We start from the raw sequence: 12,304 nt of genomic DNA on the forward strand, positions 1-12,304 counted from the left end.
GGCCCGCGGAGGGCGCGGGGGAGTCCGGTGGGCGGTTCACGTTGCGGCTCGCCAACTTCGAAGGGCCCTTCGATCTGCTGCTCCAGCTGATCTCCCGGCACAAGCTCGACGTCACCGAAGTCGCCCTCTCCAAGGTCACCGACGAGTTCATGGCGCACATCCGCGCGATGGGCCCCGACTGGGACCTCGACCAGACCACCGAGTTCCTCGTCGTGGCCGCGACCCTGCTGGACCTCAAGGCCGCCCGTCTGCTCCCCGCCGCCGAGGTGGAGGACGAGGCCGACCTCGCCCTGCTGGAGGCCCGCGACCTGCTGTTCGCCCGGCTGCTCCAGTACCGCGCGTACAAGCAGATCGCCGAGATCTTCGATCGCCGCGCCGCCGACGAGGGCCGCCGCCACCCCCGTACCGTCGGCCTGGAGGACCACCACGCCGAGCTGCTCCCCGAGGTCGTCATCGGAATCGGGGCGGACGGCTTCGCCCGGCTGGCGGTCAAGGCCATGCAGCCCAAGGCCAAGCCGCAGGTCTACGTCGACCACATCCACGCCCCGCTCGTCAGCGTGCGCGAGCAGGCCGCCGTCGTGGTCGCGCTGCTCAAGACGCGCGGCGAGGCCACCTTCGCGGAGCTGACCGAGGGCGTGGACGACACCCTCACCGTCGTTGCCCGCTTCCTGGCCCTCCTGGAGCTGTACCGCGAGAAGGCGGTGGTCCTCGACCAGGAGGAGGCGCTGCGGACGCTCACCGTCCGCTGGAGCGGCGGCGACGGCGACGGGATGCCGAAGGTGACCGACGAGTTCGACCGGATCGTGGAGGTCAAGGAATGACGACGGAGAGCGCCGTGGCGGCCCTGGCGCTGAAGCCCGCCCTGGAGGCCGTCCTCATGGTCGTGGACGAGCCCGCGACCGAGGCGCACCTGGCGAAGGTGCTGGAGCGCACCCCGCGCGAGGTCGCGGACGCGCTGCGCGAGCTGGCCGACGAGTACACCGTGCAGGGGCGCGGTTTCGAGCTGCGGCTCGTCGCCGGCGGCTGGCGGTTCTACACCCGGGCGGAGTACTCCGGCGCCGTCGAGCGCTTCGTGCTGGACGGGCAGCAGGCCCGGCTGACCCAGGCGGCCCTGGAGACGCTGGCGGTGGTCGCGTACCGCCAGCCGGTGAGCCGGTCGAGGGTCTCGGCGGTCCGCGGAGTGAACTGCGACGGGGTCATGCGGACCCTGCTCCAGCGCGGTCTGGTGGCCGAGGCGGGCACGGAACCCGAAACAGGTGCGATCCTGTACAGGACGACGAACTACTTTCTGGAGCGGATGGGCCTGCGCGGCCTGGACGAGCTCCCGGAGCTCGCGCCCTTCCTCCCCGAGGCGGACGCGATCGAAGCCGAGACGCAAGAGGGTGTTCCGTCGTTCGATCCGGATGCACCGGATACCGATGAAGACGACAAGACGACGGAACTTTGATGCGAAGCAGCGGCAACGGCAACGGCGGCGGTAACAGGAACAGCGGCGGCGGTGGTGGCGGCGGGCGCGGTAACTCGCGCGGCGGCTCCTCCTCCGGCGGCGGTGGCTACCGCGGTGGCGGCTCCTCCGGTGGAGGCGGCCAGCGCGGCGGCTCCGGCGGCGGTGGCCAGCGCGGCGGTTCCTCCTCCGGCGGTGGCTACCGGGGCGGGAGCTCCGGCGGCGGTTACGGCGGTGGCTCCGGCTCGGGTGCCCCGCGCGACCGTGACCGCGACCAGGCACCGCAGCGCCCCCGCAACCCCCGCCCCGAGGAGCGCCGCTACGACGTCGGCCCCGAGGGCGAGCGCAGCCGCGGCGGTGCCCGCGGCGACGCGGCGCGCGGTGGTGCCAAGGGCGGTCCCCGCGGTGCCAAGACCCCCGGCATCGGCGGGGCCGGCGGCCCGCGCCGCGGCCCGGGCAGCCGCAGCGGCCAGTCGCGTCCCCGCGAGCTGGACGCGCGGATCGAGGAGCGCGTGCGCGACCGGTACGCCGACAAGCCCGTGATCAAGACCCCGAAGACCTTCCCGGGCGCCGAGCAGGAAGGCGAGCGCCTGCAGAAGGTGCTCGCCCGTGCCGGCATGGGCTCGCGCCGCGCGTGCGAGGAGCTCATCGAGCAGGCGCGCGTCGAGGTCAACGGCGAGATCGTGCTGGAGCAGGGCAAGCGCGTCCAGCCGAAGGACGAGATCAAGGTGGACGGCCTGACGGTCGCCACCCAGTCGTACCTGTTCTTCGCGCTGAACAAGCCCGCCGGTGTCGTGTCCACGATGGAGGACCCGGACGGCCGTCAGTGCCTCGGCGACTACGTCACCAACCGTGAGACCCGTCTCTTCCACGTCGGCCGCCTCGACACCGAGACGGAGGGCATCATCCTGCTCACCAACCACGGTGAGCTGGCCCACCGCCTCACGCACCCGAAGTACGGCGTGAAGAAGACGTACGTCGCCGCGATCACCGGCTCGCTGCCGCGCGACATCGGCAAGCGGCTCAAGGACGGCATCGAGCTGGAGGACGGCTGGGCCCGCGCCGACAACTTCCGGGTCCTCGACCAGGTCGGCAAGAACTACATGGTCGAGGTGACCCTGCACGAGGGCCGCAAGCACATCGTCCGCCGGATGCTCGCCGAGGCGGGCTTCCCGGTCGACAAGCTCGTGCGGACCTCCTTCGGCCCGATCGAGCTGGGCGACCAGAAGTCCGGCTGGCTGCGCCGCCTGACGAACACCGAGGTCGGCATGCTCATGCGCGAGGTCGGTCTGTAGCCGGTCCGTCCCCCACGAGCGAAAGCCCGCAGTGCCCCCGTGGCGCTGCGGGCTTTTCGCTTGTCAGGGACCCGCCCTCCTGTTTATAGTCAACATGACCATTAAAGAGCGAGGGGGTCGGGCGTCATGAGCTGGACCGAAATACTGGGGTTCGTCACCGGAGCCCTGTGCGTCTGGCTCGTCGCCCGGCAGCACGTCGCGAACTGGCCGATCGGCATCGCCAACAACGTCTTCTTCATCGTGCTGTTCCTGCGGTCCGGCCTGTACGCCGACGCAGGACTGCAGATCGTCTTCGTCGCCCTCGCCGCGTACGGCTGGTGGACCTGGACCCACGGGGGTGGACCAGGCTCCGCACAGGCCCTTCCGGTACGCCGCACCACGCGTACCGAATGGGCCGCGCTGGGCGCGGCGGGGGCGGCGGGGGTCCTCGGACTCACGCTGCTGCTGAGCCGGGTCACCGACTCCACCGTCCCGTTCTGGGACGCGCTGACCACCGCGCTCTCGCTCATGGCCACGTACGGCCAGTGCCGCAAGCTCCTCGAGTCGTGGTGGCTGTGGATCGCCGCGGACCTCGTCTACATCCCGCTGTACGCGTACAAGGGCCTGTACCTGACCTCGGCCCTGTACGCGGGCTTCCTCGCGCTGTGCGTGGTCGGCCTGCTCGGCTGGCGGCGCACGATGCCGGCGCGCGGCGCCCGTACGGCGACGGCGGGGGCCACGGCATGAGCGCCGCGAAGCGCTACGCCCACGGCCTGGTGCTGGGCAAGTTCTACCCGCCGCACGCCGGGCACCACCACCTGGTGCGCACCGCCGAGGAGCAGTGCGAACGGCTGACGGTACTGGTGTGCGCCGCCTCGGTGGAATCGGTGCCGCTCGCCGACCGGGTGGCGTGGATGCGCGAGGCGCACCCGGGGGCGCAGGTCGTCGGCGCGGTCGACGACATCCCGGTCGACCTGCACGATCCGGCGGTCTGGGAGGCGCACATGGCGGTCTTCCGGGGCGCGGTGCCCGGTCCGGTCGACGCCGTCTTCAGCTCGGAGGAGTACGGGGCGGAACTCGCCCGGCGGTTCGGGGCCGAGGAGGTCTGCGTGGACCCCGGGCGCACCAGCTTCCCCGTCTCCGGCACGGCCGTACGGGCCGACCCGGCCGGGACCTGGGAGTTCCTGGGGCCGGGCGTACGGGCCGCCCTGACCCGGCGGATCGTCGTGCTCGGCGCCGAGTCGACCGGTACGACGACCCTGTCGCGGGCCCTCGCGGACCACTACCGGGCGCGCGGCGGGGTCTGGGCCGCGACGGGCTGGGTCGCGGAGTACGGGCGCACCTACAGCGAGGAGAAGCTCGCGGCGGCCCGCGCGGCGGACCCGGCGGCGACCTGGGAGGACGTGACGTTCACCGCGGCCGAGTTCCCCGTGATCGCGCGGCGCCAGGACGCGGAGGAGGAGCGTGCGGCCCGGACCGGCTCACCCGTGCTGATCTGCGACACCGACTCCTTCGCGACCGGCATCTGGCACGAGCGGTACCTGGGCGGCCGCAACGAGGAGGTCGAGAAGACCGCCGCGCTGACGCACCGGCACCTGTACCTGCTGACGGACCACGCGGACGTCCCCTTCGAGGACGACGGCCTGCGCGACGGCGAGCACCTGAGGCCCTGGATGACGGACCGCTTCCGCGAGGAACTCACGCGGACGGGCCGGCGTTTCCTGATCGTACGAGGCGATCACGAGACGCGGCTGAAGGCGGCGGTCGAGGCGGTCGACGAACTGCTCCGCGCGGGCTGGCACTTCGCGGACCCCCTGCCGGAGAAACGATGACGACGGCCTACGACCCGCACGCCTTCGAACCGTTCGCGGTGACGGTCGACCTGGCGGTGTTCACCGTCCGAGGCGGCGCGCTGCACGTCCTGCTGATCCGCCGCGGCCAGGACCCGTACGCGGGGGCCTGGGCGCTGCCCGGCGGCTTCCTGCTGCCCAGGGAGTCCGCGGAGACGGCGGCCCGCCGGGAACTGGCCGAGGAGACCGGCCTGCCGGAGGCGGTCGTCGGCGCGCTCCACCTGGAGCAGCTGCGCACGTACAGCGAACCGGACCGCGATCCGCGGATGCGGGTCGTCTCCGTTGCCTTCACCGCCCTGGTCCCGGACATGCCGGAGCCGGTGGCGGAGGGCGGTGGCGACGCGGACCGGGCGCGCTGGGTGCCGGTGGAGGAGACCGGGCCGCTGGCCTTCGACCACGCGCTGATCCTCTCCGACGCCCGCTCCCGCATCGGCGCGAAACTCGAGTACACCTGCCTGGCCACCGGGTTCTGCCCGCCCGAATTCACCCTGGGGGAGCTCCAGGCCGTCTACGAGACGGTCTGGGGGACCGTCCTGGACCGCCCCAACTTCCGCCGCAAGGTGCTGGCGACACCCGGCTTCGTCGAGGCGGTGCCGGGAGCGGCCCGCCTGACCGGAGGCCGCGGCAAACCGGCCGCGCTGTACCGGGCGGGCCCGGCGACCGCCCTCCACCCGCCCCTGCTCCGTCCCACGGAAGGACACGCGACATGACTCTGGCCCCGAAGAAGCGGGCGGCGACGGGAGCCCTGATCGGCCTCGCCCTGGGCGACGCGCTGGGCTTCCCGACGGAGTTCAACGACGTCCCGTCGATCCTGGCGAAGACCGGCCCGTGGCGTGAGATGCGGCTGCCCCGCCCGGCCGTCGTCACGGACGACACCCAGATGACGCTGGCGCTGGCGCGCGGAATGCGCACGGCGACGGAACGCGGGCCCGTGGGACCGCTGCGCCTGACGCACCCGGTCCGCGAGGAGTTCGTGGACTGGTACCACTCCCCGGAGAACAACAGGGCGCCCGGCAACACGTGCCTGCGGGCGTGCAGCCTGCTGAACGAGCCCTCCCGGGACTGGCGGGACGCGAGCCAGGTCGGCTCCAAGGGCTGCGGGGCGAACATGCGGGTGGCCCCGGTGGGCCTCGTCCCCGGCTGGACGGAGGAGGAGCGGGCCGGCGCGGCCCAGCTCCAGTCGGCCCTGACCCACGGCCACCCGACGGCGCTCGCGGCCTCCGACCTGACCGCGCGGGCGGTGTACCTCCTCGCACAGGGCGCGGAGGTGACGGGCCTGGTCGGACAACTGCGCTCGTACGCCCTGCACCACCGCACGCACTACCACGAGCGGTGGCTGGGCGACCTGTGGATGCGCACGGCGTCGGACGCGAGCGCGGAGTCGTTCATCGCCCGGGGCTGGGACGAATGCCTGGCGGTGCTGGACCGGCTGGCGGCGGCCCTGCGGACCCCGTCCCCGGAGACCGACCCGTGCCTGACGACGGGCGACGGCTGGATCGCCGAGGAGGCCCTCGCCACGGCCCTGCAGTGCTTCCTCCTCTTCCCGGAGGACCCCCTGACGGCGCTGCGCCGCGCGGCCTGCACGAAGGGCGACTCGGACTCGATCGCCTGCCTGGCCGGCGCCTTCGCGGGCGCCCACCTCGGCGCGGACGCCTGGCCCCGCGACTGGGAAGGCCGCATCGAATACCGCGAGGACCTCCTGGCCTTCGGCACCCTCTGGGACGCCTGACCGCGCTCGACGCACGAGCGGCCCGCCGGGCCCGCGCGAGCCGTCGGACCCCGGACGCTAGCCGGCTGATGCGCGGCGGGTGCGGGTCAGGAAGGCTTCCACGCGGGCGTGGTCCGGGTCCTCGGGGAGCGGGGTGGTGGTCAGCGCGGCCTCGGCTTCGGCCGTCAGGCGGGTCATCCAGGCGTCCACCTCGGGCCAGGTCAGTTCGCCGCGCTTGACCGCCAGGAGCCGGTCGCGGTGCTCGGTGACGTCGATCGTCAGGCGGCCCGTGCGCAGCAGGTCCCGGCAGGACAGGAGCAGGCGCAGCAGGTGCATGGCGTGCTTCCAGCGCGGTGCGCCGTGGACGCGGACGTCCGCGACGAGTTTGCCGTGCTGGGAGGCCGCGTACCGGCTGAAGGAGGTGTGGGCCCGGCGGGACAGGAAGGCCTCCCGGAGGGAGAGGAGTTCCTCGCCCACCGGGGTCAGCCGTTCCACCAGCGGGGAGTGCAGGCACTCCAGGACGTTCGGGTTGGCGCGCAGGGCGAGTTCGCAGAAGCGCTCCAGCTCCCAGGAGAACTCCTCCTCCCGCGGGCCCTCCACATGCGTCGGCGGCTTCCGGAAGCGCCAGAACAGCGGGGTCGGGGCGGCGTAGACGCCGCGCCGGTCGGTGTCGCTCGCCTCCGTCGCCAGACCGAACGCCCGCGATCCCATGACGCACGCGTAGACCGTGTGGTCGCGTACGAGGGCGAGGGCTTCCGGGGGTGTCGTCGGCGCGTTCATCCCCGGAGCGTAGGCGGGAGCGGCTCCGCTACGCGAGCGAGATGTTCCCGTCCGGAGCCACCGTGATCTGCTTCTCCGCCAGGGGGCGGGTCGCCGGGCCGTGGGCCACCGCGCCGTCCGTGATCTGGAACTTGCTGCCGTGGCAGGGGCAGTCGATGGTGCCGGCCTCGACCTTGTTCACGAGGCAGCCCTGGTGCGTGCAGACCGCGGTGAAGCAGCGGAAGGACCCGGCCGTGGGCTGGGTGACCACCAGCTTCTCCTCCTTGAGGACCGTGCCGCCGCCCACCGGGACCGCGGAGGACTGGACGAGCGCCTTGCCCGTTCCCGTCCCCGACGAGGCGGACGGCGTGGCCGCCGCCTGCGGCGTCGAGGGGCTGCCCGGCTCGCTCTTCGGGCCCTTCTCCTCGCTGCTGCACGCGGTGAGCGCGCCGCCCGCCAGCGCGACGGCCGCTCCTGCCGCGAGTACCGTGCGTCGGGCCGTCGGCATGGGGTCGCTCATGGATGCTCCTCGATCGGGGGTCCGGGATGGCGAGCAGCATCCTGGCGTCTCCCGGGCGCCAGGAGAAGACCCCGCGCCGCCCGGTTGCGGGAGCCGCTCAGGAGCCCTGCCCCCACGGGGCCAGTTCCGCCGGGCCGCCCGGCGTGCGGACGACCTCCCAGACGCGGACGACCGCCGCCCGGTCCAGCGGGCCGTGGACGTGCGGGTAGCGGCCGCCCGATTCACCCTCGCGGCGGACCTCCGAGGTCAGCGCCCGCTCGTCGAGCTCGACGGCCAGCAGGGGACCCGGTTCGTCGCGGTAGTGCGCGTCCGCGATCGCGAGCACCGTCGGGCGGTCGGCGGAGCAGTGCACGAACCCCTCCGCTTCGAGCGAGGAGGGGGCGTACGGGAGCTCGGGCGCGGCGGTCCAGTCGGCGAGCGGCACGATGTGGAAGATCATGCCGATCGTTCTACCGCAGGGTCCGCCCCCCGTTCACACCACATGGCGGTACGGGGTGGTTCAGGTGACATCGTCCGGAGGAGGTCGCCGACCGGATCGCGCAGTCGCTGCCGCAGGCCGTCGACGGGCTTGGCCCGGGCGGCACGCTGCCCGCAGAGTCGATCGAGGACATCGTCCAGCAGCAGAACCTCTGACCCGCAGCCGTCCCCGGCGTACGGGGCCCGGCCGTCGTCCCACATGACGGGCTGCCGGGCCCCGTTGGCGTGTGCGCTGGCTACTCTGGCCCTGACTTGCCGTTACTCGTCACCGCATCCCTGGAGCGCCCCCGTGAGAACCGCCGTCGTCATCGGAACCGGACTGATCGGCACCTCCGCGGCGCTCGCCCTGGCCGGCCGCGGGATCACCGTCCACCTCGCCGACCACGATCCGTCCCAGGCCCGTACGGCCGCCGCCCTCGGCGCCGGCACCGACGAGGCCCCCGACGGCCAGGTCGACCTCGCGATCGTCGCCGTGCCGCCGGCCCACGTGGCCGCGACGCTCGCCGACGCGATCGGCCGCGGAGCCGCCCGGGCGTACGTGGACGTCGCCAGCGTCAAGGGCGGACCGCGCCGGGAGCTGGAGGCCCTCGGCGTGGACGTCACCGCCTACATCGGCACCCACCCGATGGCCGGCAAGGAACGGTCGGGCCCGCTCGCCGCGACGGCCGACCTCTTCGAGGGCCGGCCCTGGGTGCTGACCCCGACCCGCGACACCGACCACGAGGTGCTCAACCTGGCGCTCGAACTGGTCGCCCTGTGCAAGGCCGTGCCCGTGGTCATGGACGCCGACGCGCACGACCGGGCGGTGGCGCTGGTCTCCCACACCCCGCAGCTGGTGTCCAGCATGGTCGCGGCGCGCCTGGAGGAGGCCGACGAGACGGCGGTGCGGCTGTGCGGGCAGGGCATCCGCGACGTGACGCGGATCGCCGCCTCCGATCCGCGGATGTGGGTGGAGATCCTCTCCGCGAACCCGGGCCCGGTGGCCGACGTCCTGGCCGGGATCGCGTCCGACCTGGAAGCCACGGTCGACGCCCTGCGCGGGCTCCAGTCGGCGGACGTCGACAAGCGGCGCGGCGGGGCGGCCGGCATCGAGGACGTCCTCAAGCGCGGCAACGCCGGCCGGGTACGGGTACCGGGCAAGCACGGAGCCGCACCCATGGCGTACGAGACGGTCGCCGTGCTGATCAGCGACCAGCCGGGCGAGCTCGCGCGGATCTTCGCCGACGCCGGGCGGGCCGGGGTCAACATCGAGGACGTCCGCATCGAGCACGCCACCGGCCAGCAGGCCGGTCTCGTCCAGCTGATGGTCGATCCGAGGGCGGCCGCCGCCCTCACCGCGGAGCTGCGCGAACGCGGCTGGGCCCTGCGCCAGCAGTAGCCCCGCGGGCCGCCCGCCCCGTACTCCCCGGTACTGGGCGGCGCCCGCGTCCGGGGCCGGTAACCTTGGGGAGGGGCGCTTTGGCGCGCCCGGACACGTACGCGCAACCAGGAAGGTGCCCGCACCGTGGAAACCGCAGCTCCGTCCGCCGTGATCGTCGCCATCGACGGTCCCTCCGGCACGGGCAAGTCCAGCACCTCCAAGGCCGTGGCCGCCAAGCTCGGGCTGCGCTACCTGGACACCGGTGCCCAGTACCGGGCCATCACCTGGTGGATGATCACCAACGGGATCGACACCGACGACCCGCACGCCATCGCCGTGGCCGCCGGCAAGCCCGGCATCGTCTCCGGTACGGACCCGGCCGCGCCGACCATCACGGTCGACGGCCTCGACGCCTCCGGCCCGATCCGCACCCAGGAGGTCACCTCCAAGGTCAGCGCCGTCAGCGCGGTCCCCGAGGTGCGCACCCTGATCACCGAGCTCCAGCGCTCCATCGCGGCCTCGGCCGAGGGCGGGATCGTCGTCGAGGGACGGGACATCGGCACCACCGTCCTGCCCGACGCCGACCTCAAGATCTTCCTGACCGCGTCCGCCGAGGCCCGCGCCGCGCGCCGCAGCGGCGAGCTGCGCGGCAAGGAGGCCACGGACCTCGCGGCCACCAAGGAAGCCCTGATCAAGCGCGACGCCGCCGACTCCGGCCGCAAGACCTCCCCGCTGGCCAAGGCCGACGACGCCGTAGAGGTCGACACCACCGAGCTCACGCTCGACCAGGTGATCGAATGCGTCGTGACGCTGGTGGAGGAGAAGCGGGCGGCGCGCACGTGAGCGGAACGCCCTCCCTCAAGGGTGCGGCGCTCGGCCGGCGGATCGGCATCGGCCTCATGTACGGGCTGTGGAAGCCGCGCGTGCTGGGCGCCTGGCGCGTGCCCGCCTCGGGCCCTGTCATCCTTGCCGTGAACCACGCGCACAACATCGACGGGCCCATGGTCATGGGCACCGCCCCGCGGCCGCTGCACTTCCTCATCAAGAAGGAGGCGTACATCGGCCCGCTCGGCCCGTTCCTGGACGGGATCGGCCAGGTCAAGGTCGACCGTACGGGCACGGACCGGGGCGCCGTCACCAAGGCGCTGGCGGTGCTGGAGAACGGCGGGGCCCTGGGGATATTCCCCGAGGGCAGCCGCGGCGAGGGCGACTTCGCTTCGCTGCGCGCCGGGCTCGCGTACTTCGCGGTCCGCAGCGGCGCACCCGTCGTGCCCGTGGCCGTGCTCGGCAGCACCGAACGCCAAGGGCGGCTGGTCCGCGGACTGCCGCCGTTCAAGAGCCGGGTCGACGTCGTCTTCGGATCGGCGTTCGACGCGGGCGACGGCACCGGCCGCCGTACCCGTACGGCCCTGGACCAGGCCACCGTACGCATCCAGAGCAGGCTGACCGCCCACCTGGCCGACGCCAAGCGCCTCACCGGGCGCTGAGCGAGACTTGACCCAGTAGTGGAACCGCGCTGCGCGGGCACCACCGATCACCACGAACGACGAGGAACGGACTTCATGAACGACCAGCACGACCACGGAGCGCTTGGCGATGCCGAGTACGCGGAGTTCATGGAGCTCGCCGCGGAGGAAGGCTTCGACGTAGACGACGTCGAGGGTGCGATCGCGGAGGCGGGCCACGGGCCGCTGCCCGTGCTCGCCGTCGTCGGCCGCCCGAACGTCGGCAAGTCGACCCTGGTGAACCGCATCATCGGCCGCCGCGAGGCGGTCGTCGAGGACAAGCCCGGCGTCACCCGCGACCGCGTCACGTACGAGGCCGAGTGGGCCGGCCGCCGGTTCAAGGTCGTCGACACCGGCGGCTGGGAGCAGGACGTCCTCGGCATCGACGCGGCCGTCGCCGCCCAGGCCGAGTACGCCATCGAGACCGCCGACGCGGTCGTCTTCGTCGTCGACGCCAAGGTCGGCGCCACCGACAGCGACGAGGCCGTCGTCAAGCTGCTGCGCCGGGCGGGCAAGCCCGTCGTCCTGTGCGCGAACAAGGTCGACGGCCAGAGCGGCGAGTCCGACGCGGCTTCCCTGTGGTCCCTGGGCCTCGGCCAGCCGCACCCGGTCTCCTCGCTGCACGGCCGCGGTACGGGCGACATGCTCGACGCCGTGCTGGAGGCGCTCCCCGAGGCGCCCGAGCAGACCTTCGGCGGCACCCCGATCGGCGGCCCGCGCCGCATCGCGCTCATCGGCCGCCCGAACGTCGGCAAGTCCTCGCTGCTGAACAAGGTGGCGAAGGAGGACCGCGTCGTCGTCAACGAGCTGGCCGGCACCACCCGCGACCCGGTCGACGAGCTGATCGAGCTCGGCGGCGTCACCTGGAAGTTCGTGGACACCGCGGGCATCCGCAAGAAGGTGCACCTCCAGCAGGGCGCCGACTACTACGCCTCCCTGCGCACGGCCGCCGCCGTCGAGAAGGCGGAGGTCGCGGTCATCCTGATCGACACCACCGAGACGATCAGCGTCCAGGACCAGCGCATCATCACCATGGCCGTCGAGGCCGGGCGCGCGATCGTGATCGCGTACAACAAGTGGGACGAGCTCGACGAGGAGCGCCGCTACTACCTCGAGCGCGAGATCGAGACCGAGATGCAGCAGGTCTCCTGGGCGCCGCGGGTGAACGTCTCGGCGCTCACCGGCCGTCACATGGAGAAGCTGGTCCCGGCGATCGAGACGGCCCTCGCGGGCTGGGAGACGCGCGTTCCGACCGGCCGGCTGAACGCCTTCCTCGGCGAGGTCGTGGCGGCCCACCCGCACCCGATCCGCCGGGGGCCCCACCCCCCCCCACCCGGGGGGCCCCCCCCCGGGGGGCACCCCCCCCCGGGGGGGCCCGGGGCCCCCCCGCGCCCGGGGGCCCCGGTG

General features: G+C 73.2%; 14 protein-coding genes. 11 read left to right on the top strand and 3 right to left on the bottom strand.

Annotated features, from left to right (window positions below; genetic code table 11):
• From ACFXA3_RS19745 to ACFXA3_RS19775, 7 genes are all read left to right on the top strand, one after another.
• On the top strand, positions 1-821 hold an 821-nt coding region (locus tag ACFXA3_RS19745), incomplete at its 5' end, for a segregation and condensation protein A (RefSeq protein ID WP_385188387.1).
• Complete coding sequence (scpB, locus tag ACFXA3_RS19750) at positions 818-1,447, top strand: SMC-Scp complex subunit ScpB (RefSeq protein ID WP_385188389.1); 630 nt, start codon at positions 818-820, stop codon at positions 1,445-1,447. The genes ACFXA3_RS19745 and scpB, both read left to right, overlap by 4 nt.
• Entirely contained in the window at positions 1,447-2,739 is a 1,293-nt protein-coding gene (locus ACFXA3_RS19755) for a pseudouridine synthase (protein ID WP_385188390.1), read from the top strand. Before scpB ends, ACFXA3_RS19755 begins: the two co-directional genes overlap by 1 nt.
• Positions 2,740-2,865: 126 nt before the next feature.
• Positions 2,866-3,465: a nicotinamide riboside transporter PnuC gene (gene pnuC, locus ACFXA3_RS19760; RefSeq protein WP_385188392.1), complete on the top strand. Its 600-nt coding sequence runs from the start codon at positions 2,866-2,868 to the stop codon at positions 3,463-3,465.
• Positions 3,462-4,550, top strand: coding sequence for an AAA family ATPase (locus tag ACFXA3_RS19765; protein WP_385188394.1), 1,089 nt, complete (start codon positions 3,462-3,464; stop codon positions 4,548-4,550). Before pnuC ends, ACFXA3_RS19765 begins: the two co-directional genes overlap by 4 nt.
• Positions 4,547-5,278, top strand: coding sequence for an NUDIX domain-containing protein (locus ACFXA3_RS19770; protein WP_385188395.1), 732 nt, complete (start codon positions 4,547-4,549; stop codon positions 5,276-5,278). Before ACFXA3_RS19765 ends, ACFXA3_RS19770 begins: the two co-directional genes overlap by 4 nt.
• Positions 5,275-6,297, top strand: a complete 1,023-nt coding sequence (locus ACFXA3_RS19775; protein WP_385188396.1) for an ADP-ribosylglycohydrolase family protein — start codon at positions 5,275-5,277, stop codon at positions 6,295-6,297. Before ACFXA3_RS19770 ends, ACFXA3_RS19775 begins: the two co-directional genes overlap by 4 nt.
• Before the next feature lie 57 nt (positions 6,298-6,354).
• Here the strand turns inward: ACFXA3_RS19775 and ACFXA3_RS19780 are convergent, their stop codons facing one another.
• The 3 genes from ACFXA3_RS19780 to ACFXA3_RS19790 all read right to left on the bottom strand — a co-directional run bounded on the left by ACFXA3_RS19780 (position 6,355) and on the right by ACFXA3_RS19790 (position 7,994).
• A complete protein-coding gene (locus ACFXA3_RS19780) occupies positions 6,355-7,056 on the bottom strand; it encodes a DNA polymerase beta superfamily protein (RefSeq protein WP_385188397.1) in 702 nt (233 codons plus the stop codon).
• A 28-nt stretch (positions 7,057-7,084) separates the two neighbouring features.
• Entirely contained in the window at positions 7,085-7,555 is a 471-nt protein-coding gene (locus ACFXA3_RS19785) for a Rieske (2Fe-2S) protein (RefSeq protein WP_385188398.1), read from the bottom strand.
• A 97-nt stretch (positions 7,556-7,652) separates the two neighbouring features.
• A complete protein-coding gene (locus tag ACFXA3_RS19790; RefSeq protein ID WP_385188400.1) occupies positions 7,653-7,994 on the bottom strand; it encodes a DUF952 domain-containing protein in 342 nt (113 codons plus the stop codon).
• Between the two features lie 327 nt (positions 7,995-8,321).
• Here ACFXA3_RS19790 and ACFXA3_RS19795 point away from each other — a divergent pair, with 327 nt between their 5' ends.
• The 4 genes from ACFXA3_RS19795 to der all read left to right on the top strand — a co-directional run.
• A complete protein-coding gene (locus tag ACFXA3_RS19795) occupies positions 8,322-9,410 on the top strand; it encodes a prephenate dehydrogenase (protein WP_385188402.1) in 1,089 nt (362 codons plus the stop codon).
• A 126-nt stretch (positions 9,411-9,536) separates the two neighbouring features.
• Positions 9,537-10,235 carry a (d)CMP kinase gene (gene cmk, locus ACFXA3_RS19800; RefSeq protein WP_385188404.1) on the top strand — a complete coding sequence of 233 codons (699 nt, stop codon included), beginning with the start codon at positions 9,537-9,539 and terminating at the stop codon, positions 10,233-10,235.
• On the top strand, positions 10,190-10,879 hold the full coding sequence (locus ACFXA3_RS19805) for a lysophospholipid acyltransferase family protein (protein ID WP_385188406.1): 690 nt from the start codon (positions 10,190-10,192) through the stop codon (positions 10,877-10,879). The genes cmk and ACFXA3_RS19805 overlap by 46 nt, the downstream gene beginning before the upstream one ends.
• A 75-nt stretch (positions 10,880-10,954) precedes the next feature.
• Positions 10,955-12,304 (top strand): ribosome biogenesis GTPase Der (der, locus tag ACFXA3_RS19810; protein WP_385188408.1); only part of this gene is annotated, 1,350 nt, incomplete at its 3' end.

Origin of the sequence: Streptomyces sp. NPDC059456, assembly GCF_042750055.1 — a bacterium.
Lineage (GTDB): Bacteria > Actinomycetota > Actinomycetes > Streptomycetales > Streptomycetaceae > Streptomyces.

Coding starts and splice junctions, on each gene's coding strand:
- ACFXA3_RS19790 (WP_385188400.1), bottom strand. CDS start 7,994: ATGATCTTCCACATCGTGCCGCTCGCCGACTGGACCGCCGCGCCCGAG.
- ACFXA3_RS19765 (WP_385188394.1), top strand. CDS start 3,462: ATGAGCGCCGCGAAGCGCTACGCCCACGGCCTGGTGCTGGGCAAGTTC.
- ACFXA3_RS19770 (WP_385188395.1), top strand. CDS start 4,547: ATGACGACGGCCTACGACCCGCACGCCTTCGAACCGTTCGCGGTGACG.
- ACFXA3_RS19780 (WP_385188397.1), bottom strand. CDS start 7,056: ATGAACGCGCCGACGACACCCCCGGAAGCCCTCGCCCTCGTACGCGAC.
- ACFXA3_RS19785 (WP_385188398.1), bottom strand. CDS start 7,555: ATGAGCGACCCCATGCCGACGGCCCGACGCACGGTACTCGCGGCAGGA.
- ACFXA3_RS19805 (WP_385188406.1), top strand. CDS start 10,190: ATGCGTCGTGACGCTGGTGGAGGAGAAGCGGGCGGCGCGCACGTGAGC.
- scpB (WP_385188389.1), top strand. CDS start 818: ATGACGACGGAGAGCGCCGTGGCGGCCCTGGCGCTGAAGCCCGCCCTG.
- pnuC (WP_385188392.1), top strand. CDS start 2,866: ATGAGCTGGACCGAAATACTGGGGTTCGTCACCGGAGCCCTGTGCGTC.
- ACFXA3_RS19755 (WP_385188390.1), top strand. CDS start 1,447: ATGCGAAGCAGCGGCAACGGCAACGGCGGCGGTAACAGGAACAGCGGC.
- ACFXA3_RS19775 (WP_385188396.1), top strand. CDS start 5,275: ATGACTCTGGCCCCGAAGAAGCGGGCGGCGACGGGAGCCCTGATCGGC.